Source organism: Actinoallomurus vinaceus (assembly GCF_039542055.1).
GTDB classification, from domain to species: domain Bacteria; phylum Actinomycetota; class Actinomycetes; order Streptosporangiales; family Streptosporangiaceae; genus Actinoallomurus; species Actinoallomurus vinaceus.
Genome location: NZ_BAABHK010000002.1, coordinates 682228 through 702843, shown reverse-complemented (window position 1 = coordinate 702843; position 20616 = coordinate 682228). Strand labels below are relative to the sequence as shown.

Below are 20616 nucleotides of genomic sequence, written 5' to 3'. Positions count from 1 at the left end.
GCCGATGTAGCGGTGGGACAACGCGTTCGCGCGGCTTCTCCGCTCCGGTGACCTCCAGCGGGCCAGATCGACGGCGCGGGAGGGGGCGAAGCGGGCTCCGCCCCGTTAGGCTCGTCGCAAAAAGCGGCGCCTACCCCCAAGGGCACGGAGAATGAGTGCGAGCGACGAGGCATCACTACGGACCCCGGCCGACGGGTCGTCGTGCGATCGGAGGGAGCGATGAGCACGACTCCGGACGAGGCGACGGCCGACCCGTCGACCATTCTCGAAGAGGCCCGTAACCACGCCGAGAACGGCGATCTCGAACGCGCCGCCGAGTTGTTCCGCAGGGTCCTGGAGACCGGCGACACCTCCGAACGGGCGCAGGCGGCGCTGGGCCTCGCGGTCGTGCTGGAGGGCCGTGGAGATCACGAGGGTGCCCGCGAGGCGGACCGGCTTGCGATCGGGACGGGGGATCCGGAGTACGGCCCCCGCGCCGCGTACCACCTCGCGCTGTCATGGGAGCGGGCCGGCGAGCGCGACCAGGCCCGCGACGCCTGGCGCACCGTGGTCGACTTCGGCAACCGTGCCTACCTTCCGCCGGCCTGCCTCGCGCTCGCCCAGATCGCCGACGAGGACGGCGACGCCCGCCAGGCGTGCGAGTGGTGGGAGCAGGTCATCGCCACCGAGGATCCGGAGTACGCGCCGGTCGCAGCCCACGACCTGGCCCTTCGCCTGATCGAGTGGGGCGAGCCGGCGCGCGCCCAGCGGGTGCTGTCCAGCGCGCTGGAGCTCGTTGACCGGGGTCGCGATCCGCAGGCGCACGCGCGGCTCGCGGTCAGCCTGGGCATCGCCCACCTGGAGCAGGCGATCAACGCGTTCGGGAGTGTGACGCCGGGGGAGGACGCCGACCCGGAGGTCGTCCCCCTGGCCATCGAGCTGCTTGCCCGGACGCTTCCCCTGCGGGGCCGCGACGAGGCCGCCCAGGAGATCTGGCGGCGGGGTCTCGACGACCCGGCGCTCGGCGAGAACGTACGGGCCCGGCTGCGCCGGACGTTCGCGGCCGAGGGCGAGGATCTCTGGTGGGAGGGTGAGGTGGAGGCCGCCGTACGCGCCAGCTCCCTGCCGGCGCTCACCAGTGAGGTCTTCGGGGCGCTCGACCACATGTACGCCGTGATCGCCGCCCGCTACGCCGACGGCGCGGACGGCCTGCCCACCGAGGCCTACGAGGTGCTGGGGGAGGCCGTACGGGTGCCCACGGCCTACCCGTGGGGGCGCACACTGCAGGAGAGCTTCGCCGAGCGCCTCCGGCAGGCCATGGGTTCCGACGTCCCCGTCCTGCCCCCCGACTGGCCCGACACCGACCTCGGGTAGGGGCGGCATTGCCAAGCAGGATCTCCGTCGTTCGTCGGCTGGTTGTTCCCATCGCCATGATCCTGGCGATCGGGGTTCTCCTGCCGGCGGATACAGCGGTGAAAGGTGCTGCCGGGCGCTGGTTAACGATATTGGCGATGTGTCCGCATTCCCCTCCTCTCGCAGGACGCGCTCGGCAGACGCGGGAATTTCGAGAGCTCGATAGAGGGGGCTTTACGGATGCCCTATGGAGGCCTCTGAGCGGCAATTGCTGTTCATCGCGAGATATCCCAGCGCGCCTGAGCTCAGAGTCTCGATTCTGTACGCCTGTGGTACCGCGAGCAACGGCATTCTGAACGGAGCCTTCGTATCGCCGGTTACGGACCGGGAACTCTTGAGAATATTCCACCGCCGCTGAATCGCCGGTCGCCAAGACGGCCGCCGGGAGGTCGATGACCGCGGTGGCGGTCCGTCTGCGTGAGGTCGTCCGTTCGACCTCATGCCGGGGTGCGGGCGACCTGTGCGGCTCCGAGTAGCTCCGCGTCGTCGCCGAGTTTGCCGACGGTGAGCGTCAGTGCCTGGTACGCCCCGGCGGGCATGTGCCGACGCAGCCCGTCATGGAGACCTTCGATGACGGGAGCGGCCGCGGGGCCGAGCGTTCCGTCCACGACGATCATTTGCGGGTTGAGCATGACGCAGGCGGGGGCGAGGTGCTGCCCGACCAGGCGGCCGAGGTCGTCGAGAACGCGCCGGACGGCGGGGTCGCCCTGGGCCACGAGCCCGAGGATGTCGTAGATGCTCACGTCGGCGCCGAGCAGTGGGCGCGCGGCGTCGAGGATGTGGTCGGGGCTGGCGACCGTGCCCAGGCATCCGCGCGCCCCGCAGCGGCACATCGGCCCGGCGGCGTCGACGTGGAGATGGGAGAGCTCGCCGGCGAGGCCGTTCGAGCCGCGTACGAGCCGGCCGTTCACGATGAGACCGGCACCCATCCCGGTGACCAGTTTCAGGTAGATGACGTGCTGGCGGCCCCGGGCGGCGCCGAACGCCACCTCGCCGAGTGCGGCGAGGTTGCACTCATTGTCGACCGTCGCAGGCACCGCGAAGGCGGCGGTCAGGTCCGGTGCGAGGTCCCTGAACAGCCACGCGGACATGGGCGGAGGATCCGCGGGACGCGCGACAGACGCCTCGAGCCGCGAGAAGCCGACGCCTTGCTGGTAGGGGAAGGGCACGCCGAGAACGACGTGGTCCAGAGACGCCGGGCCGGCGGCCTTCTCGCGGGCGGTGGCCAGCAGCCGGGCGACCTCGGCGACGATGTCCGGGCACTGCAGCCAGTCGTACGGCGCCTCGACCCGCCCGTACAGCCGCCCGTCGGTGGAGACGAGAGCGGCACGGACGACCCGGTGCGTGACGACGACCGCGCCGACCAGGGACGCCCTGCGTACAAGCCGGAGCGTTGTGGCGGGCCGGCCCCGCACGGGCGCCGGATCGTGCCCGGATTTAGGAGCTTCTTCGAGTACGCCGCGTGCGAGCAGCCGGGCCGTCGCTCCCGTCACCGTGCTGACCGGAAGTGCGGCGAGGCGGGCGAGCTCGGCGCGGTTGAGGGCCTCGTGCTGGTCGAGGAGCTCGACGACGCGGCGTTCCGCGCCGCGAAGACCCGCCGTCTCGAGTCCGTGCGTCACGCCCGCAAGCCTAGGTCATTTATCGCTGATTCGGCGATTAATTGGCTGGATCGCAACACTTCTAATCGTTGTATCCGGAGGAGTCCGACGGTTAGGTTCCGGCAGACGACCTGCGCCGTCGCCTCGGCGCGGCCGCCGGAACATGCGCGCATCGATGCGTGCCCTTAAGGAGAGTCATGGCAGAGACCCCCGCCCGCCAGGGCCTCACCCGTCGTCAGATGCTCGCCGGCGGTGCCGCCGCGGCCGGTTCGGTGCTGGGCGCTGAGCTGCTCCGCCCCGGCACCGCGGCGGCGGCCGAGACCCGGTCCACGGGTGCCCAGGTCATCGTCGACCTGACCAAGCCGACCTCGCCGTTTCCGCACGTGTGGGAGCGGGTCGTCGGCGGGGACTGGGCGAAGCAGGCGCTGCGCCGGGACTACCAGGACCAGCTGTTCGCGTGCCATGACGAGCTCGGCATCCAGTCGCTGCGCTTCCACGGGGTGCTCAACAGCTCGATGAGCACGTACTTCCCGACGGTCAACGGCCGGCCGCGCAACCCGGCGTTGTCGAACGACGACTACTCCTTCTTCAACGTCGACCAGATCTACGACGCACTGGTCGACCGCGGTATGCACCCCTATGTCGAGCTCAGCAGCATGCCGGCGGCCCTACAGGCCTCCCCGCAGCCCTTCGGTGTCTTCCTCTACGACTTCAACCAGATGGAGCCGAAGGACTACGCGCTCTGGGGCAAGGTCGTCGGGGACTTCGCGCGGCACATGGTTGACCGCTACGGCATCGGCGAGGTTCGCAAGTGGCCGTTCGAGGTCTGGAACGAGCCGAATCTGTCCGTGTTCTTCAACGGGGACCAGCAGGCCTACTTCAAGCTGTACCGATACGCCGCGGAGGCGATCAAGAACGTCGACGCGAGCCTGCAGGTCGGCGGCCCGGCGACGTCGGCCGGCCAGCTCAGCTTCGGCCCGCCACGCTCTCCCGGCGTGAAGTACTACCGCGAGTTCATGCAGTGGGCCACCGCCAACGGCGTCCCGGTCGACTTCGGCGCCGCACACGGGTACGAGACGGACACCGGTGCGGGGCCGGAGGGAGCGGCGACGTTCTTCAAGCAGAACCGCGCCGACACCCCCAAAGGCATTCCCCTCTACATCTCCGAGACGAACGTCTCGGCGGACCTCGGCGACGCCGAGCTCGACCGATCCGACGCCGCCGCGAGCTTCCTGCGGACCATCGCCGAGACGGCGGGGGTCGTGGACGCGTTGTCCTACTGGGCGTTCACCGACATCTTCGAAGAGGCCGGCCAGGCCGACAAGCCGTTCCACGGCGGGTTCGGCCTGCAGACGATCCACGGCATCAAGAAGCCGTCCTATCGACTGCTGCAGATCCTCCACAAGGTGGGGCAGCGCCGCGTTCCGCTCACTCTGTCGGGCGCGCCGGCCACAGCCGGCGGGATCGCGATCACGGGGGCCGCGGGCGGCGGAGTCGACGTCCTCCTGTACAACCACGCCCTCGCCACCGGCGACGGCAGCAAACCCACTCCTGCCCAACCCGCGAAGCTGACCGTTGAGGTGCGGGGTCTGCGGTCCCGGGCACGGGCCCGGGTCCAGCTCATCGACGAAGACCACACCAACCCCCAGCGCGAGTGGGTCCAGATGGGCTCCCCGGAGTACCCCAGCCGACGCCAACTGCGCGCCCTGCAGGACGCCAGCGAGCTCCACGGCCACCCCCTCGAGCTCAAGACCGACCGCGCCACCGGCATCACGAGCTTCTCCCTCACACTCCCCGCCGAAGGAGTCGCCGCGATCCACATCACGTCCTGAACGGACGTTCGGCCAAGGGGATTAAAACCGTTCAATAAGGAACTGATTCGTGAGTCTTAACTCGCCCCCGCTCCGCCGGCGTGGCGTCGGCAGGATGCTCGCCATCGGCGCGGTGGCCGTCGGCATGAGCGTCTCGTCGGCGGCAGGCGCGGTCACGGCGGCCCCGCCGAGCGCCATCGCCATCGTGCCGGATCGCGCACCGACGCTGACGGCAGGCACCTTCCAGAACCCGCCGGCAAACGTGCGGCCCAAGTACCGGTGGTGGGTGCCGCTCGCCCACACCGACGACGACGAACTGCGCGCGGAGGTCCAGCAGATCGCGGCGTCCGGCGCCGGCGGCGTGGAAGTGGCCCCGTTCGGGGTGCCGGGAGCCGGAAACCAACAGCCTGAGTTCTTGAGGACCTACGGCTGGGGCACCAGGCTGTGGACGCGAAAGCTGCAGGTCATCATCGCCGAGGCGAACAAGTACGGGTTGACGGTGGACCAGAACATGGGCCCCCATTACCCGCCGACCGTGCCCACCGTCACAGACGTCAACGACCCCGCGGCGGCACAGCAGCTCGCGTACGGCACCGCGTTCGTGAGAGGCGGGACGGCCTTCCGAGGAGCTCTGCCCACGCCCACGTCGGGCGTGCCGGCCGGGGCGAAGACCACACTCGTCGCCGTCGCGGCCGTCAAGTGCGTCGAGGACTCATGCCCGATGCCCGAGGGCGGGTCCCGGCAGCTGGACAGGTCCACGGTCACCGATCTGACCAAGGATGCCAAGGACGGCACGCTGGACTGGACCGCGCCGAAGGGCACCTGGGCGCTGCTCGCCTTCTACCAGACGGCCGACGGCCTGACGAAGACGGGCTTGTCCGCGACCACGCCGAACTACGTCGTCGACCACCTCAGCAGCGCCGGAGCGAACGCGGTCGCCTCCTTCTGGGACTCCGCCATCTTCACTCCCGAGACCAGGCGGCTGCTCAGCAGGATGAACGGCACCGGCTCCATCTTCGAGGACTCCCTGGAGATGGGCGCCGACCAGCTGTGGACCTGGGACTTCGCGTCCCAGTTCACCAAGCGCCGCGGCTACTCCATCATCGAGGCGCTTCCGGCGCTCACCGGCGTCGGCCAGCAGGGAGCGGCCCGCCCGGCGTTCGACTTCAGCGACGGCAGCGGAGCCCGCTTCCGGCAGGACTACCGCCAGACCTGGAGCGACCTCTACATCGACCGGTACGTGACCGGCCTGCAGCGCTGGGCCAGGTCGCACAGTGTGAACTACCGCGCCCAGGCCTACGGCGACCCCATCCAGACCGGCCGGGCCGCCCGGGTGACGGGCGTCCCCGAGGGCGAGTCGCTCGACTTCGGAAGCCCGAACGCCTACGGCGCCGAGCAGGACTACAAGGTCCTCGCGGGCGGGGCGCACAGCGTCGGCACGACCCGGATCTCCACCGAGTGCTGCGCCGTCTTCAACGGCGCCTACCGGTCTACCGTCTCCGGCCGCGACCTTAATCAGGACCTCACGACGGACCAGCCGTGGGTCAACGGCGACGCCCAGAACGGCAACCTCGACAGCGCCTACAAGGCGTTCGCCGGAGGCGTCACCCAGGTCGTGTGGCACGGCTTCGCCTACAAGGACGCACCGGCCGGACTCGCATCTCCCAACCCCGGCGAGGGCGGCACGTGGCCGGGATACAACCCGTGGAACATCCGGGGCTACCTCAACGTGGGAGAGCTGTTCGGACCGCGTGCCCCGCAGTGGCGGGACTACCGTACGGTCAACGACCACCTCTCCCGGCTCCAACTGGTCCTGCGGCAGGGCAGGCCACGGCTCGACCTGGCCGTCTACTACCAGGATCTCGGCCTCGCCGGGCAGAGCGTCGGCTCCCACGAGGCGCCGGCGCACATGCTCGGCGTCGACTCGGCCACCGCCGCCGCGGGCTACACCTATGAGTACCTGACGCCCGACACGCTCGCCGGCGCGCCTAACAAGGACCGCCGTCTCCTGCCCGACGGCGCCGCCTACAAGGGGCTCGTCCTGAACGACCAGACCACCATCACCCTTGACGCGGCCGAGCGCATCCTCACCCTCGCCCGGCAGGGCCTGCCCGTCTTCGTCATCGGCGACACCCCCTCGGCCGTGCCCGGCGCGGGCACCGCGAGCCAGGACGCGCGCGTCAAGGCCCTGATCACGCAGCTGCTGCACCAGCCCGGCGTCCGGCACCTCGCCGACGAGGCCGGACTCCCGGCCGCGCTCGACGACGCCGGCCTGGGGCCCGACGCCAAGGCCGCATCGTCCGCAGGAGCGCTGGAGACGGTGCACCGGAACGCGGGCGACGCCGACTACTACTTCATTTACAACCGATCCGGCTCTCGGGCCGACACCACGATCTCCCTCGCCGGCAGTGGACGCCCCTACCGCCTCGACAGCTGGACGGGCACGATCGATCCGATCGCCGCCTACACCAAGGAGCGGGGCTCCATCAGGGTTCCTGTGAAGTCGGCGCCGTACGACGTCACCGTCATCGCCGTCACCGGTAAGGGTTACGGCGCCAAACCGAACGCAAGGTACGCCGTCGACACGAACGCGGACGTTCGCTACGGCGGCGACGGTTCGCTGCTCGCCCGCGCCACCGGCGACGGTGACTACACCGCCGTCCTCGACATCGGCCGTAGGGTCTCCACCGTCATCAAGGACGTTCCGCCGCCACAGAAGCCGACGTCCTGGCGACTCTCCGCCGAATCCTGGACCCCCGGAGCCACCCAGGGCCAGACCAGGAAGACGACCCTCCCCACGACAGAAGTGGTCGCGAAGCACGACGGCACGCTGCCATCGTGGAGTGAGATCACCACGAGTCCCGACCTCGGCAACGCCTCTGGCGTCGGCACCTACACCACCACCGTGGTGATGCCCGCCGGCTGGAACAAGGACAACGGCGCCTACCTGGATCTCGGCAAGGCGGTCGACACCGTTCGCGTGGAGGTCAACGGCCGCCTGGTGAGCGGGATCGACCAGAGCGACATCAACCGCATCGACCTCGGCAAGCAGCTGCACGCCGGCTCCAACACCATCACCGTGACCGTTTCGACCACCCTCTACAACGCGGTCAAGGCCACCGGAGGCGCCACCTACCGCCTGCCGAACCAGCGAACCGGCCTGCTGGGCCCCGTCGTCCTGACCCCGTACGCCGAGTCCCCGCTGCGCTGACGACCGTCCGCGAACGCACGGCGACCCGTCCTCTGCCCCGGCACCCGCCGGGGCGGAGAAGACCGACTGCGACAACCGACGCGAACCATGGCGCGTCGATTCCGCACCAAGGATGCCGCCGGCCAAGGATGCCGCCGCCGATCGATTCGGCGGCGGCATCGCCGTCAGATCAGCCCTGCTGGAGCTTGGCGAGCGTCAGGACGTCGCCGCCGATGCCCCAGCCGCCGTCGGCGACCTCCTCGACGAGCACCATGGTGTTGGCGCGTGCCCGGTCACCGTAGATCTCCGCGTACAGGTCGGTGGCGCGGGTGACCAGCTTCTCCTTCTCCTCCGGGCTCAGCGTTCCCGCCGGAACCTTGAAGTTGGCGAACGGCATTTCGTTCTCCCCTCGATCGGACGACCGTCGGCGGCCCGTATCGGTGATTTCGCTGTCTTGTTAGCGACGATACAACCTATGTAACGTCGATTGCAACATATTGTTATCGACGCTAACGTCAGTGCTGCGGGGGCTGATCAGGGAGCGTGTTACCGTCGATATCGTGGATGCGAGAACGCGGATACTCGAGGCGGCGGCCGACCTGCTGTCCCGCTCCTCGGAGGCCGACTTCTCGACCCGGGCGGTCTGCGAGGCCGCAGGGGTCGGGGCGCCTGCGCTGTACCGGCAGTTCGGCGACAAGGAAGGCCTGCTGTCGGCCGTCGTCGACTTCGGATTCGAGCAGTATCTCGCTGCTAAACGCGCCGCACAGCCGTCGGCGGATCCGGTCCAGGACCTGAGGGACGGCTGGGACAACCACGTCGCCTTCGCCGTGGAGAATCCGAACTACTACCGGCTGATGTTCTCCCCAGGCCTGTCGGCCCCGCCTGCGGCGGTCGCGGAGGCGCACGATCTCCTGCTGGCCGTCCTGCGCCGATGCGCGGCGGCGGGGCGGCTGCGCACCTCGCCGGAGACGGCGGCCCGGATGATCATGTCCGCCAACTCCGGCGTCGCGCTGTCGCTGATCTCCCGGCCCGCGTTCTACCCCGACCCGGACTTCTCCCACCGGGTCCGGGACGCCGTCATCGGGTCGATCACCGTCCCCGAGGACTCACGGGCCGTCGATTCCAGGGATCCCGCCGCCGACACGACCGCCGTGATGGCCGCGGCGCTGGGAGCCCGCCTCCAGGAGGAGTCCCCGGACGCCCTGACCAAGGAGGAGACGGCCCTGCTCCGGCAGTGGCTCAGGCGGCTGGCCGACGCCTCCGCATCGGCCTGAGCCGGCCGGCCCTTCCGCATCGGCCTGAGCCGGCCGACGGCTCAGTCGGCGATGTCGCGCTGGGCGACGATCTTGGTGATCCGGACGCGGACAAGGTACTCGCCGGGCACGCCGTTACGGGCGCCGTACTCCTCGGCGCGGTCCGCGCCCATGTACCGGGCGCCGATCACGGTCGCCCAGCGGCGCACCTCGTCCAGGTCCTCCGACAGCGACGCCTCGCCCCACAGCGAGACGAAGGAGTACGGCGGGGTCTGGTCGTCCACGCTGATCGAGATGCGCGGGTCGCGGCGCAGCGCCTTGCCCTTGATCCCCGCCTCGTGCGTGTTGAACAGCAGATCGGGCCCGTCGAGGACGAACCAGATCGGCGTGACGTGCGGCGCGCCGTCGGCCTTGACGACGGCGGCCTTGCCGGTTCGGGTTCCGGTCGAGATGAAGTCGCGCCACTCGTTTTCGGTCATGGTTTCGGCCATGCGCCGATTCTCTCCGAGCGGCGCGCCGGTCTCACTCTGGGGGTCAGGAGACGGCCGTGCCGATGAGGTGGCCCACCAGGAACGTCACCCCGGCGGCGAGACCGCCGGCGACGACCTGGCGCACGCCCGAGCGCACCACGGGCCGTCCGTTGAGGGCGCCGATGCCCGCGCCGACGCCGAACAACGCGAGGACCGCCAGCCCGATCGCGGCCAGCAGCGCGGCCGTGCCGCCTCCGATCAGGTACGGCAGCACCACGACGAACGCGCCCATCGCGAACGCGAGCAGGCTCGACGCCGCCGCGCCCCACGGGGAGCCGAGCTCGTCCGGGTCCAGGCCCAGTTCTTCCCGCGCGAGCGTGTCGAGTGCGACCTTCTTGTCGCTCATGATCCGGTCGGCGAGGCGCTCGGCGTCGGCGCGGTCCAGCCCCTTGGCGCGGTAGAGCAGGACCAGCTCCGCGTGCTCCTCTTCCGGGGTCTCCTCGAGCTCCTGGGCCTCGAGCGCGATCTCCCGCTCGAACATCTCCCGCTGGCTGGACATGGAGACGTACTCTCCGGCGGCCATGGAGAACGCTCCGGCCAGCAGTCCGGCGACGCCCGCCAGCAGGATCGCCGTCCGGGAGGATCCGGATCCCGCGAAGCCCATGACGAGGGCGGTGTTCGACACCAGGCCGTCGCTGACCCCGAAGATACCGGCGCGCAGCGCCCCGGAGCGGTCCGTGCGATGCCAGCCCTCCCGGCGGGAGATCTGCGTGCGCGGATCGGGCTTCCCGCCGTCGATCAGCTTGGCGAGCGTACGGGCGTGGCCTCGCTCGTCGTCGGCCATCCCCGGGGCGGCGTCCGGGTCACGGTCGTAGAGCCCCGCGTCCGAACGCTCGGCACGTTCGATCATCGGCAGGACCGCGCGCGTGGACAGCCGTCGCGCCGCCACCGCGAGCAGCCGGGTGCGCAGACTGGGCGGTCCGGGCGCGGGCACCTCCGCCCCGGCCGCGCGGAGCTTCTCCTCCCAGTGGGCCGCGTGCTTGAGCTCCACCGTCGCGAGCTCCTCCAGGATCTCGCGGCGTTCGCCGTTCTCGGCCCGCGCGAGACTGGAGTAGAGAGCGGCGGCGTCCCGTTCGCTGGCGAGAAGGTCCCGCCAGCGCTTGACGCGTTCTCGATCAGCAGCCTTGCCCATGGCGCTCCTCGGGCTCGTCGTCCCCATCCGTAACCGACAACCTGCCAGGAGCGGAAAGTCATCCCTGCACCGGGTGCCGCGAAGCCGGGCGTCGCGGCACCCGGTGACGCCTCCGAGCGGCGTCATCGCAGCTCCACCATGGTCTCGCAGTACCGGGGGCGGCCGGTGGCGGGGGCCGTTCAGGCGCGCCTACGCTAAAGCCGTGGGCAACCTGCCGGCCGGTGGGACACGCTTCGTGGGGCGCGAACGAGAGGCACGCGAGGCGATGGCGGCGCTGCGCCGTGCCCGGCTGCTGACGCTCACCGGAGACCCGGGGGTGGGCAAGACACGCCTCGCCCTGCGGATCGCGGGGCGCGCCCAGCGGTCCTTCCCCGACGGGGTGTGGTTCGTCGAGCTGGCGCCGTTGCGGGACGCCGAACTCCTCGTCGCGGCCGTCGCCGAGGCACTCGAGATCTACGAGGCGTCGCTCGCCACCCCGCAGGACTCGGCCCGTACCCTCCTCGAGGTGCTCGTCGATCACCTGGCGGACAAGCGTGCGCTCCTCATCCTCGACAACTGCGAGCACCTGCTGGACTCCTGCGCGCGGCTGGTCCACATCCTCCTGCGCGTCGGCCGGGATCTGCACATCATGACCACCAGCCGGCAGACGCTCGGCCTCGCCGGAGAGCAGGTCCTGCCCGTACGGCCGCTGCCGATGCCGGATCCGGAGCAGACGCCCTCCCTGACCGCGGTGTCCGGGTCCGACGCGGTACGCCTCTTCGCCGACCGGGCGGCGAGCGCGTCCCGTGGTTTCCGCGTCACCGAGGCCAACCACGGCGCCGTCCTGCGGTTGTGCCATCGGCTCGAGGGCAACCCGTTGGCGATCGAGCTCGCCGCGGTCCGTGTCCGGGCCATGCCCGTGGACCGGGTCCTGCGGAGGCTGGACGACTACTTCGGGCTGCTGACGGAGGGAAGCAGCACGCACCTTCCCCCGCTCCAGGCGCCGCGCACGGCGATCGACTGGAGCTCTGGGCTGTGCTCCCCGCTCCAGCGGGCGTTGTGGCGGCGGCTCACCGTCTTCGAGGACGGGTTCGACCTGGAGGACGCCGAAGCCGTCTGCGCCGACGACGGCATCGCCACCGACGACGTGCTGGACCTCCTCACCGACCTGATCGACATGTCGATCGTCGTGCGGGTGCCTCCGGAGCGGCTCTGCCGGTACCGCCTGCCCGAGATGATCCGGGAGTACGGCCAGGAGATCCTGGCCCGCTCGGAGGAGCGGACCCGGGTACGGGACCGGCACCGCGACCACTACCTGTCGCTGGCCGAGCGCGCCATGGCGGAGTTCATGACCCCCCGTCAGGCCCTCTGGCTCTCCCGTCTGCGGCTCGCGCATCCCAACCTCCGCACCGCGGCGGACCACGCGCTGGCCGCTCCCGGCGAGGAGACGGTCGCCGTGCGGATGGCGACGGCCCTGGGCCGCTACTGCGTCATGATGGGGCTGCTCAGCGAAGGCCGTCACTGGCTGCACCGGGCCCTGGAATACGGCCGGGTCCCCGGTCGCGTCCGCGCGGACGCGCTGTGGGTCGCGGGCCGGCTCGGCGTCCTGCAGGGGGACACGACGACGGGCCTGGATCTTCTGGACCAGTGCCGGGTCCTCGCCGAGCGGATCGGCTATTCACAGGCGCAACGACGTGCGGTGCAGTTCGCCGGCCTGGCGGCGATGTTCGAGGGCCGGTTCGCGGACGCCCGGGCACTGATGAGCCGGGCGTTGGAGAGCAACCGGGCCGCCGACGACCCCGATGGTCAGTGGCTGACCCTGTTCCACCTGAGCATCGTCCACAGCGCTCTCGGCGACCATGAGGGGGCGCTCTCCTGCGCCGAGCGTTCCCTGGCGATCTGCCGGGAGCACGGCGCGGTCTGGTCGGAGTCCCACGCGCTGTGGGCGACGGCGATCGCCACCTGGCAGCTCGGCGACGGGGCGGGGGCCAGGCCGTTGCTGCGCGCGGCGCTCGACCTGAAGTACACGCTGAGCGACCGATGGGGGATGACGTTCTGCCTGGAGGCCCTCGCCTGGACGATGGCGGACGCGGACGCGGAGGCCGCTGCCCGCCTGCTCGGCGCCGCGGACGCCATGTGGCGCTCGATCGGATCGTCGGTGCATCGGCTCCATGGGCTGGCCGAGCCCCACCGGTGGTGCGAGGGCGTGGTGCGCGGCGCGCTCGGCCCGGACCGGTTCGGGCAGGCCTTCGACGAAGGGGCGGCCCTCCCGCTGGACGCCGCGGTCGCATTCGGGCTCGGCCGTTCGGCACACGCCGCCTCCTGAGCCGCCATCCGCGGCGTGTCGCGACAGGCTTGTCCTCCCGGGAAGGGCACCTTGGCTGAAAGCGCCGACCGGCCGGGGAGTACGGTTTCGGCATGGACATCGCGACCCCGCAGGGGCCGGCCGAGGTCACCTTGGACGCGTCGGCGGAGCCGGCGTTCCTCCTGGTCATGACCCACGGTTCGAACGGCGGGATCGACGCTCCCGACCTGCTCGCGGTCCGCGAGGAGGCGCTCGCGCTCGGCGGGGCCGTGGCCCGCGTGCTCCAGCCGTTCCGCCGTGCCGGACGGCGTGCGCCCGGATCCGCGGAACGCCAGGATGAGGCCTGGCTCACGGTGATCGGCGCGCTTCGTGAGAGGTTCCCCGATGTACCCCTGATTCAGTGCGGGCGGAGCAACGGCGCGCGCGTCGCGTGCCGTACGGCGCTCAAGGCCGGGGCGCGCGGGGTGATCGCGCTGGCGTTTCCGCTGCACCCGCCGGGGAGACTCGAACGTTCCCGCGCACCCGAGTTGAGGGCGGCGGGCGTGGAGGTCGTGGTCGTCAACGGCGACCGTGATCCGTTCGGTGTCCCGGATCCCGCGGATGCCACCCGGGTCGAGATCCTGCCGGGGGAACGGCACGATCTGGCCAGGAGGCCCGCCGCGGTGGGGGCGGTCGTAGGGGAATGGCTGCGCCGATGGAGCGCCGGGTCGTGCTGAGTCCCCCGAGGTCTATCATCATCACGGACTTGTCCCCCGAAGAGAACGCGTCACGCCGCCGTGTGCGCCGGAAGGTCGGTCGGGCGGTGGGGTGCGATGATTCCCCCGTCGGGAAGCAGCTCGCCGGTGTCCTCGAACAGCACGACCCCGTTGCAGAGCAGACTCCACCCCTGCTCGGGGTGGCAGGTGATGGTCCGAGCGGCCTCACGGTCGGGTGCGGTCGCCGAGGGGCATGGCGGCTCGTGCGGGCACATGTGCGTGCCTCCGGTCTCGACTACTCGTAGGTTCGGTTGCTTCATGTCACTAAGACGTCTTCGAGTGTGCTGCGGTTCGCCCGTGCGTCGACATAGCCCGGCCGGGCGGTTTTCCGATGGCCCCAGTGACTCCTCGTGACAGAGATCACTTTACGGCTTATCGGTCCGTACCCGCATCCAAATCGGCCAAAGAACAACTCTCAGTACAGACAACGATCCGGCGGGGTAGCCTGATTCCGCAGGTCGGACGGTGCTTCGCCCGCATTCCGCCGGGCCGGGCGGGCACCGGGGCGACGCGTCTTGCCCCCACGGGGCCCAGGCGACGGCCAGGCGCCGGGCAGTTTTCGGTCATGTGGCGGGGCGCGCCTTTGCGTCGTCCCCAAATGGGCCGGGCCGTACGCGGCGCGGCCCTGACGGACCCTGCGACGGACGCGTTCTACCGAGATCTTGTTGTCGCGCCCGTGCGGAGGGCCGCTCAGGCCGTCCGCCGGCCGGGGTCGTCGACCCAGGCCGGGCCGATGTCCTTCAGAGCGTAGCCGTCGGGATACGAGCGGGTGTACGGCTTCTTCGGCCGGGAGGACGGACGCGGCGGCATCAGCCGGACCGCGAGCGCGCGCAGCTTCAGCGCCCGGCCCGCGGCGATCTCCAGTGCCCGCGGCGCGCGGGGCAGGCCGAGCGCCTGGCGCAGCGGCGCGTCGGTCATCGCCAGCACCCCCCGGCGGGCGAGCGGGCGCAGGAACCCCGGGAACCACCCCTCGAAGATCGCGATCGTCGCCTCGGCCACCCGATGGTTGGCCTCGGCGTAGGCGTAGTTCTTCCGCTCGTACCGGTCGAGGAAGCCGGAGAACTCCTCGTACGTCTCCGGGATCTCCTTCAGCCCCATGAGGCGGCCGATGTGGCGGAAGGTGTTCGCCGTGGCGCGCACCTCGTGCCTGCTGTACGGCCGCCAGCCGTACTCGGCCATCCAGCGCACGGGGATCACCACGAACGTCGACAGCACGTAGAGGAAGTCGTCGTTCGAGATGGAGTACCGGCCGTGGATCCGGTTCATGCGGCGGAGGGCGGCCCGGCCCCGCTCGGCGTCCAGCCCGCCGTCCTGCGTCATCTCGTACAGCAGGGCGACGGTGTCGTCATAGCGTTTCTGACCTTGCCGGGCGAACTCCCCGGTTCGGTCGAGCAGCTCGCCGATCGACGGCACCGCGTAGGTGCGGAACAGCGCGAGCTCCAGCGACCGCTGAAGATCCCAGGGGAACTCGTATTCGGCGCTGATCCGATAGATGTCCTGGTAGTCGCGCTCGGGGTCGAGGGCCTGGATCTGCCGGAGGCGGGTATAGCGGGCCATCCAGATTCTCCGTGTAAGGGGGTAATTACCGGAATCGGACGCCATGATCGTACGGGAGACCGCCGAACGGCGCAGTGGCCGAGCCCACAAAGCGCGGACCGATCTTCAAGGGACGAAGGGGGCCGCGCGGTGTGAAGGGGGCTGCGTGTCCTCAGGGGATGAAAGGTACGAGCGGTCAGGCGATCCCGGCGAGGACGCGGTCCAGGCCCGCGAGGAAGCGGGCGTCCCAGTCCACGTCCTCGCCGACCGCGGTCCCGGCGGCGCGCTCGCGGGCCTCGAGGGCGACCGTGCCGAGCAGGTAGCCGAGCAGGACGTGGGCGCCGACGGCCTCCTCGGACTCCGGTAGGCCGGCCGCGCGCAGCACCTCGCGTATGGAGACGGTGGTCGTCACGAGCGCGCCCGGGTTGCGGCGGGTCACGATGAGCGGCATCACGCCGACGTGCTCGAGCAGCCGGTCGCGGTAGGCCCGCGCCCAGGAGCGCAGCCGCTCACGCGGGTCGCCCTCGCCGGGAGGCACCGGCAGTGCGGCGACGTGGGCGATCAGCTGCTCGAGCAGCTGCTCCTTGCCGTGCGGGAGGTGATGGTAGATCGCCATCGCCTCGACCTGCAGCGAGTCGCCGAGGCGGCGCATCGTCAGCCGGCCGAGCCCCTGGCCGTCGATGAGGTGGAGTGCGGTCTCGATGATGCGCTCACGTGTGAGCGGTGCCCGCTGCGACATGATCGCACCTTACTGCGTAAAGGCGGTCGCGCGAAAGCATCCCGGCCGCATGTCCCAGTGCCGTACCCTCTACCCTTGGCTCAGAGAGCATCGAGAGAAGGGGAGCCGCCATGGTCCTGGGTCGCAAGGTGAGCCCGGAGGTCGCTGAGCGCCACGCCGCGGACAAGACGCTCGCCGCGGAGCTGCACGACCGGCTCGCCGCCGCGCAGGACGCCGAGCGGGAGTTCCACGCCGCTCAGGTCGAGCGCAGCCCCCTCGACGGGTTGCGCGAGCTCGCGGTCGCCTACGATCGCGCGCTGTACGCCGCCGTCCTCGCGGCCGAGGCCGCGCAGCGGGTGGCGATGGGTCCGAAGACGTACGAGCATGGGGACGCCAAGCAGCGCCGCGCCGCCCAGATCGCCGCGCGCAAGGCCCAGGCCAAGCCGGGCGTCCGCCCGTACGCCGACGAGGTCGACCGGCTCCGCACGCTGCGCGAGGCCCACAAGCTGGCGGTGCGCACCACCCCGCCCGCCCACGTCTGAGCGACCACCGCGCGACCGGCCGCGCGGGGCGACCGGCCCGGTGTCACCGGGCCGCGGCCCCGCGGGCCGGCGGAGCGCCGCCGGCGGGGGCCGGACGGTGATCCGGCCGCGGTGCCTTCGCGGCCCGCGTCGCCGGGGGGCGGTCTCGTCACCATGACAGCGCCACGCCGCTGGGGATCACGGGGTGACCTGGCCGATGGGGCGTCTTGACCCTCGGTGCGCTTCGCTCGCGCCGTCGCCACCTGTCCATGAAATCGCCGCTGGTTTTCATCCAAGGGGTACAAGACAGTGCCCCACCAGCGTGAACACGGCCAGGTCGGAGTGGCACGGGCCGATGAACTCTGAGACTCTACCGACTCAGGTGTCGTCGTGGGCAACAGCGGCCGTCCCGGCCACGGCGATGCGGGCCAGCAGGAAGTGCTCTGTCCGGGGGGATGACTTGGAGCGCACGCCGCCGGATCGGCGAGACCTTCTCGGCGCATGCCGGGAAGGCGTCCTCGCGATCTGTGAGCTGGCCGCGCACTTCTCGGACTGGTCCGTGCCGACGCCGTGCAAGGAGTGGCAGGCCATCGACCTGGCCGGTCACCTGCGCTGCGTCGCCGAGAACTTCCACGAATACCTCAACGACGCCCCCAACAGCCGGCTGTCGCGGCTGTTCGCCCAGGACGCCCCGGCCGCCCTCATGATGCGCCAGCTGTCCCGGCAGAACGCCGCCGAGCTGGCCGTGCTGCCGCCGGCGACGGGGCGCGAGCACATCATCGCGTTCGCCGTCTCGGCCGAGGCGTACTCCGACCGGCTGCTCGACGTGTGGGACGAGCCGTACCTCTCCTACCGGGGCACCAAGCTGACCGCGGGCGACTACGCCGGAGCGGTGTGCGTCGAGTGGCACCTGCACGCCTGGGACCTGGCCCGCGCGCTCGACAAGGACCACCGCCCCAGCCGCCCCGACGTCATCGCCGCGGCCTGGCGCACCGGGGTGCCGCACCTGCCGGTGCCCGGTAGGGGAGACGAGTGGGAGGCGGTGCTGCGCGCGTCAGGGCGCTCACCGGACTGGCATCCCGAGTGAGGGCGGGCCACGGACTTACTCGGTGAGCAGCGGCTCCAGCAGGCGGTGCGGGCGCAGCAGCGCTCGCGAGACCGGATCGTCGCGGTGGGGCCGATCGGCGCCCGGGCCGGGTCGCACCTCCAGCTCCTCCGGCGGGGCGAACCGCCCGCACGCCGGGCAGGTGCCCGTCCGGTCGACGCGGGTGCCGCAGGGGAGATGGGTGTAGAGCCGCGCCGGCCCGACCGGAGAGGCGTGCTCCCCGCCCCAGTGGCCGAGCGCGTTCAGCGCGGGCCAGAGATCACGGCCGCGGTCCGTCAGCACGTACTCGTGGCGCCGGGGTGACTCCTGGTACGGCCGCCGGTCGAGCACCCCGGCGTCCACGAGGGCCTGTAGCCGCGCCGCGAGCACCGCCCGGGGGACGTCGAGGTGGGCGAGGAAGTCGCCGTAGCGGCGGACCCCGTAGAAGGCGTCGCGGACGATCAGCAGCGTCCACCGCTCGCCGAGCAGCTCCAGCGCGCGGGCGAGCGCGCAGTCCTGGGCGACGTAGTCCTTGCCGAGTGCCATGGGGTCCAGGCTAGTTCATTCAACGAACCGACGGTGCTACAGTCGGCCCGTCCTAAGTTCGTTGATTGAACCGAGGTGATGAGCGTGCAGACGGCCGTACCGGTCGGCGAACGCGTCCGGGAGGGACGGACCCTCGCGGTCGTCTCCGCCGCGACGATGCTCGCGCTGATGAACTACAACGCGACCTTCTCGACGCTCGCCGCGATGGCGCGCGACCTGAACGCCGGAACGGCGGGGCAGACGTGGATCCTCGGGAGCATCGCGCTCGGCACCGCCGTGCTGCTGCTCGCCGTGGGCGGGCTCGCCGACGACCGCGGGCGCAAGCGGGTCTTCGTCGCGGGCGCGCTCACGCTGGCGATCTCCAGCGTCCTGTGCGCGCTCGCCCCGACGACATCCGCGTTCGTCGCCGGCCGCCTCCTCCAGGGCGGCGCGACCGCCGCTCTCCTGGCGGCCGGGCTCGGCCTCATCGGCCATGCGTTCCCCGCCGGCCCGGAGCGGGCGCGGGCGACGGGCGTGTGGGGTGCGATGCTCGGGCTGGGCATCGCGCTCGGGCCTGAGGCGTCCGCCGGGCTGGCCGAGCTCGCGGGCTGGCGGGCGTGGTACGTCGCCGCGGCGGTCGCGTCGGCCGTGCTGGCGGGGGCGGCCGTGACCGGGCTGCGCGAGTCCCGGGCCGAGCACCGGCGCAGCGGCGACCTGCCCGGAGTGCTGACGCTCGGGACGGGAGTGGCGGCGCTGCTCGGCGCGATCACCCTGGGGCGCGGGGGATGGGCCAGGGCGGAGGTGCTCGTCCTGTTCGCCGCCGCGGCCGCCCTCCTCGCGGCGTTCGTGGCCGTCGAGTCGCGGACCCGCGAGCCACTGCTCGACCTGCGGCTGTTCCGGCGGGCGGACTTCGTCGTCGCGACCGGGGGCGCGTTCGTCACCGGTGTCGCGGTGATCGGGGTGATGAGCTATCTGCCGACGGTGGTGGGCCGCGTTCTCGGGGAGCCGCCGCTGCTCGCGGGTGCCGTGCTGAGCCTGTGGGCCGGCGTCTCGTTCGCCGTCTCCCTTCAGGTCCGCCGCGTGGCGGTCCAGGGGCGGCACCTCATCGCCGCCGGCCTGGTGCTGTGCGCGCTCGGGGACGTCGCCCTGATGGGCCTGTCGGCCGGCTGGGGATGGTGGCGGCTCGCCCCGGGCCTGGTGGTCAGCGGGGCGGGCAGCGGCCTGCTGAACGCCGCCCTCGCCCGGCTGGCCGTCGAGAGCGTGCCCGCGTCCCGTACGGCCATGGGGTCCGGCGCGAACAACACCGCCCGGTACATCGGGGCCTCGGTCGGGGTGGCCATCGTGGTCGCCATCGCGACGTCGGCGCCGAGTCTCACCCGGGGAGCCGACATCGCCCTCGCCGCCTCCGCCGCGATCGCCCTCGCGGGGGCGGTAGTCGCCGTCGCGGTGCGCGGACGCCGATCGGAGTGAGCGGCGCTGCTCTGCGCGTCAAGTGATGGCGCGGTACAAGAACCGTAACGTATTTCTTGTTCCTCAAAGGGAAGGACGGTACGGAGCCGAGACGCCAGACTGACGGGCACTCGTCCGTGGAAAAGGGTCACCGTGTTCTTCTCGCTCCTCAAGCACGTGTTGCTGGGACCGCTCCTGCGGGTCGTCTTCCGGCCGAAGGTGACCGGCACTGTTCCCGACGGCGCCGCGATCCTGGCCTCGAACCACCTGTCGTTCTGCGACTCGCTGTTCCTGCCGCTCATGGCGCCGCGGAAAGTGGTCTTCATCGGCAAGGAGGAGTACTTCGTCGGCACCGGGCTGAAGGGGCGGCTGATCGCGGCCTTCTTCCGCGGCGTCGGCACCATCCCGGTCGACCGCAAGGGCGGGACGGAGGCGGCCGACGCGCTCGACACGGCGCTGCGCGTGCTCCAGGAGGGCCGGCTGTTCGGCATCTATCCGGAGGGCACGCGCTCTCCGGACGGCCGGCTCTACCGGGGCAAGACGGGCGTCGCCCGGCTGGCCCTCGCGTCGGGCGCACCGGTGGTGCCCTGCGCGCTGATCGGCACCGACCAGGTCCAGCCGATGGGGCACAAGCTGCCGAAGAAGATCATGCGGGTCGAGGTGCGCTTCGGGGAGCCCTTGCGGTTCCCGAAGGACGCCGACCCGCGCGCCGTCACCGACGAGATCGTCACGGCGATCCAGAAACTGTCCGGGCAGGAGTACGTCGACGTCTACGCCGCCTCGGTGAAGAAGGCCGCCGCCGCGAAGAACGGCTGACGGGAACAGATCCGCGCCCGCC

General features: G+C 71.3%; 18 protein-coding genes. 10 read left to right on the top strand and 8 right to left on the bottom strand.

Annotation, left to right across the window (positions count from 1 at the left end):
* Nucleotides 1-219 precede the first annotated feature (219 nt).
* The gene (locus ABEA24_RS09035; protein ID WP_345430224.1) at nt 220-1353 is read left to right on the top strand and encodes a tetratricopeptide repeat protein; all 1134 of its coding nucleotides are present in this window, start codon (nt 220-222) and stop codon (nt 1351-1353) included.
* Nucleotides 1354-1829: 476 nt separating this feature from the next.
* On the opposite strand, the gene ABEA24_RS09030 is transcribed toward ABEA24_RS09035, so the two are convergent.
* Nucleotides 1830-3011 carry an ROK family protein gene (locus tag ABEA24_RS09030; protein WP_345430223.1) on the bottom strand — a complete coding sequence of 394 codons (1182 nt, stop codon included), beginning with the start codon at nt 3009-3011 and terminating at the stop codon, nt 1830-1832.
* 176 nt (nt 3012-3187) lie between these two features.
* Here ABEA24_RS09030 and ABEA24_RS09025 point away from each other — a divergent pair, with 176 nt between their 5' ends.
* A complete protein-coding gene (locus ABEA24_RS09025; RefSeq protein ID WP_345430222.1) occupies nt 3188-4822 on the top strand; it encodes a GH39 family glycosyl hydrolase in 1635 nt (544 codons plus the stop codon).
* A gap of 49 nt (nt 4823-4871) precedes the next feature.
* Entirely contained in the window at nt 4872-8012 is a 3141-nt protein-coding gene (locus tag ABEA24_RS09020; protein ID WP_345430221.1) for a glycosyl hydrolase, read from the top strand.
* A 169-nt stretch (nt 8013-8181) separates the two neighbouring features.
* Here ABEA24_RS09020 and ABEA24_RS09015 read toward each other — a convergent pair whose 3' ends face one another.
* Nucleotides 8182-8388 carry a tautomerase family protein gene (locus tag ABEA24_RS09015; protein WP_345430220.1) on the bottom strand — a complete coding sequence of 69 codons (207 nt, stop codon included), beginning with the start codon at nt 8386-8388 and terminating at the stop codon, nt 8182-8184.
* A 163-nt stretch (nt 8389-8551) separates the two neighbouring features.
* On the opposite strand from ABEA24_RS09015, the gene ABEA24_RS09010 reads away from it, so the two are divergent.
* Entirely contained in the window at nt 8552-9265 is a 714-nt protein-coding gene (locus tag ABEA24_RS09010; RefSeq protein WP_345430219.1) for a TetR/AcrR family transcriptional regulator, read from the top strand.
* 41 nt (nt 9266-9306) lie between these two features.
* Here ABEA24_RS09010 and ABEA24_RS09005 read toward each other — a convergent pair whose 3' ends face one another.
* Together ABEA24_RS09005 and ABEA24_RS09000 are read right to left on the bottom strand one after the other, a co-directional pair.
* Nucleotides 9307-9735, bottom strand: a complete 429-nt coding sequence (locus ABEA24_RS09005; RefSeq protein WP_345430218.1) for a PPOX class F420-dependent oxidoreductase — start codon at nt 9733-9735, stop codon at nt 9307-9309.
* A gap of 43 nt (nt 9736-9778) precedes the next feature.
* The gene (locus ABEA24_RS09000; RefSeq protein WP_345430217.1) at nt 9779-10906 is read right to left on the bottom strand and encodes a VIT1/CCC1 transporter family protein; all 1128 of its coding nucleotides are present in this window, start codon (nt 10904-10906) and stop codon (nt 9779-9781) included.
* A 202-nt stretch (nt 10907-11108) separates the two neighbouring features.
* On the opposite strand from ABEA24_RS09000, the gene ABEA24_RS08995 reads away from it, so the two are divergent.
* Nucleotides 11109-13211 (top strand): ATP-binding protein, encoded by a 2103-nt coding sequence (locus tag ABEA24_RS08995; RefSeq protein ID WP_345430216.1) that lies wholly within the window; start codon nt 11109-11111, stop codon nt 13209-13211.
* Between the two features lie 92 nt (nt 13212-13303).
* Complete coding sequence (locus ABEA24_RS08990) at nt 13304-13906, top strand: alpha/beta hydrolase family protein (RefSeq protein WP_345430215.1); 603 nt, start codon at nt 13304-13306, stop codon at nt 13904-13906.
* A gap of 50 nt (nt 13907-13956) precedes the next feature.
* On the opposite strand, the gene ABEA24_RS08985 is transcribed toward ABEA24_RS08990, so the two are convergent.
* The 3 genes from ABEA24_RS08985 to ABEA24_RS08975 all read right to left on the bottom strand — a co-directional run bounded on the left by ABEA24_RS08985 (nt 13957) and on the right by ABEA24_RS08975 (nt 16220).
* Nucleotides 13957-14160, bottom strand: a complete 204-nt coding sequence (locus tag ABEA24_RS08985; protein WP_252840513.1) for a DUF5999 family protein — start codon at nt 14158-14160, stop codon at nt 13957-13959.
* 475 nt (nt 14161-14635) lie between these two features.
* The gene (locus ABEA24_RS08980) at nt 14636-15502 is read right to left on the bottom strand and encodes an oxygenase MpaB family protein (protein ID WP_345430214.1); all 867 of its coding nucleotides are present in this window, start codon (nt 15500-15502) and stop codon (nt 14636-14638) included.
* Between the two features lie 175 nt (nt 15503-15677).
* Nucleotides 15678-16220, bottom strand: a complete 543-nt coding sequence (locus tag ABEA24_RS08975; RefSeq protein ID WP_345430213.1) for a TetR/AcrR family transcriptional regulator — start codon at nt 16218-16220, stop codon at nt 15678-15680.
* Nucleotides 16221-16330: 110 nt separating this feature from the next.
* Here ABEA24_RS08975 and ABEA24_RS08970 point away from each other — a divergent pair, with 110 nt between their 5' ends.
* Together ABEA24_RS08970 and ABEA24_RS08965 are read left to right on the top strand one after the other, a co-directional pair.
* Complete coding sequence (locus tag ABEA24_RS08970; RefSeq protein ID WP_345430212.1) at nt 16331-16741, top strand: plectin; 411 nt, start codon at nt 16331-16333, stop codon at nt 16739-16741.
* A 439-nt stretch (nt 16742-17180) separates the two neighbouring features.
* The gene (locus ABEA24_RS08965; RefSeq protein WP_345430211.1) at nt 17181-17807 is read left to right on the top strand and encodes a maleylpyruvate isomerase N-terminal domain-containing protein; all 627 of its coding nucleotides are present in this window, start codon (nt 17181-17183) and stop codon (nt 17805-17807) included.
* A 15-nt stretch (nt 17808-17822) separates the two neighbouring features.
* Here the strand turns inward: ABEA24_RS08965 and ABEA24_RS08960 are convergent, their stop codons facing one another.
* A complete protein-coding gene (locus ABEA24_RS08960) occupies nt 17823-18350 on the bottom strand; it encodes a winged helix-turn-helix transcriptional regulator (RefSeq protein ID WP_345430209.1) in 528 nt (175 codons plus the stop codon).
* Between the two features lie 78 nt (nt 18351-18428).
* Here ABEA24_RS08960 and ABEA24_RS08955 point away from each other — a divergent pair, with 78 nt between their 5' ends.
* Both ABEA24_RS08955 and ABEA24_RS08950 read left to right on the top strand, forming a co-directional pair.
* Nucleotides 18429-19799 (top strand): MFS transporter, encoded by a 1371-nt coding sequence (locus tag ABEA24_RS08955; protein WP_345430208.1) that lies wholly within the window; start codon nt 18429-18431, stop codon nt 19797-19799.
* A 132-nt stretch (nt 19800-19931) separates the two neighbouring features.
* Nucleotides 19932-20594: a lysophospholipid acyltransferase family protein gene (locus ABEA24_RS08950; protein ID WP_345430207.1), complete on the top strand. Its 663-nt coding sequence runs from the start codon at nt 19932-19934 to the stop codon at nt 20592-20594.
* Nucleotides 20595-20616 lie beyond the last annotated feature (22 nt).

Excerpts from the sequence above, each read along its gene's own strand:
- ABEA24_RS09025 (WP_345430222.1), top strand. The coding sequence starts at position 3,188 with ATGGCAGAGACCCCCGCCCGCCAGGGCCTCACCCGTCGTCAGATGCTC.
- ABEA24_RS09015 (WP_345430220.1), bottom strand. The coding sequence starts at position 8,388 with ATGCCGTTCGCCAACTTCAAGGTTCCGGCGGGAACGCTGAGCCCGGAG.
- ABEA24_RS09035 (WP_345430224.1), top strand. The coding sequence starts at position 220 with ATGAGCACGACTCCGGACGAGGCGACGGCCGACCCGTCGACCATTCTC.
- ABEA24_RS08970 (WP_345430212.1), top strand. The coding sequence starts at position 16,331 with ATGGTCCTGGGTCGCAAGGTGAGCCCGGAGGTCGCTGAGCGCCACGCC.
- ABEA24_RS08990 (WP_345430215.1), top strand. The coding sequence starts at position 13,304 with ATGGACATCGCGACCCCGCAGGGGCCGGCCGAGGTCACCTTGGACGCG.
- ABEA24_RS08980 (WP_345430214.1), bottom strand. The coding sequence starts at position 15,502 with ATGGCCCGCTATACCCGCCTCCGGCAGATCCAGGCCCTCGACCCCGAG.
- ABEA24_RS08960 (WP_345430209.1), bottom strand. The coding sequence starts at position 18,350 with ATGGCACTCGGCAAGGACTACGTCGCCCAGGACTGCGCGCTCGCCCGC.
- ABEA24_RS08985 (WP_252840513.1), bottom strand. The coding sequence starts at position 14,160 with ATGTGCCCGCACGAGCCGCCATGCCCCTCGGCGACCGCACCCGACCGT.
- ABEA24_RS09005 (WP_345430218.1), bottom strand. The coding sequence starts at position 9,735 with ATGGCCGAAACCATGACCGAAAACGAGTGGCGCGACTTCATCTCGACC.
- ABEA24_RS08975 (WP_345430213.1), bottom strand. The coding sequence starts at position 16,220 with ATGTCGCAGCGGGCACCGCTCACACGTGAGCGCATCATCGAGACCGCA.
- ABEA24_RS09000 (WP_345430217.1), bottom strand. The coding sequence starts at position 10,906 with ATGGGCAAGGCTGCTGATCGAGAACGCGTCAAGCGCTGGCGGGACCTT.
- ABEA24_RS08955 (WP_345430208.1), top strand. The coding sequence starts at position 18,429 with ATGAGCGTGCAGACGGCCGTACCGGTCGGCGAACGCGTCCGGGAGGGA.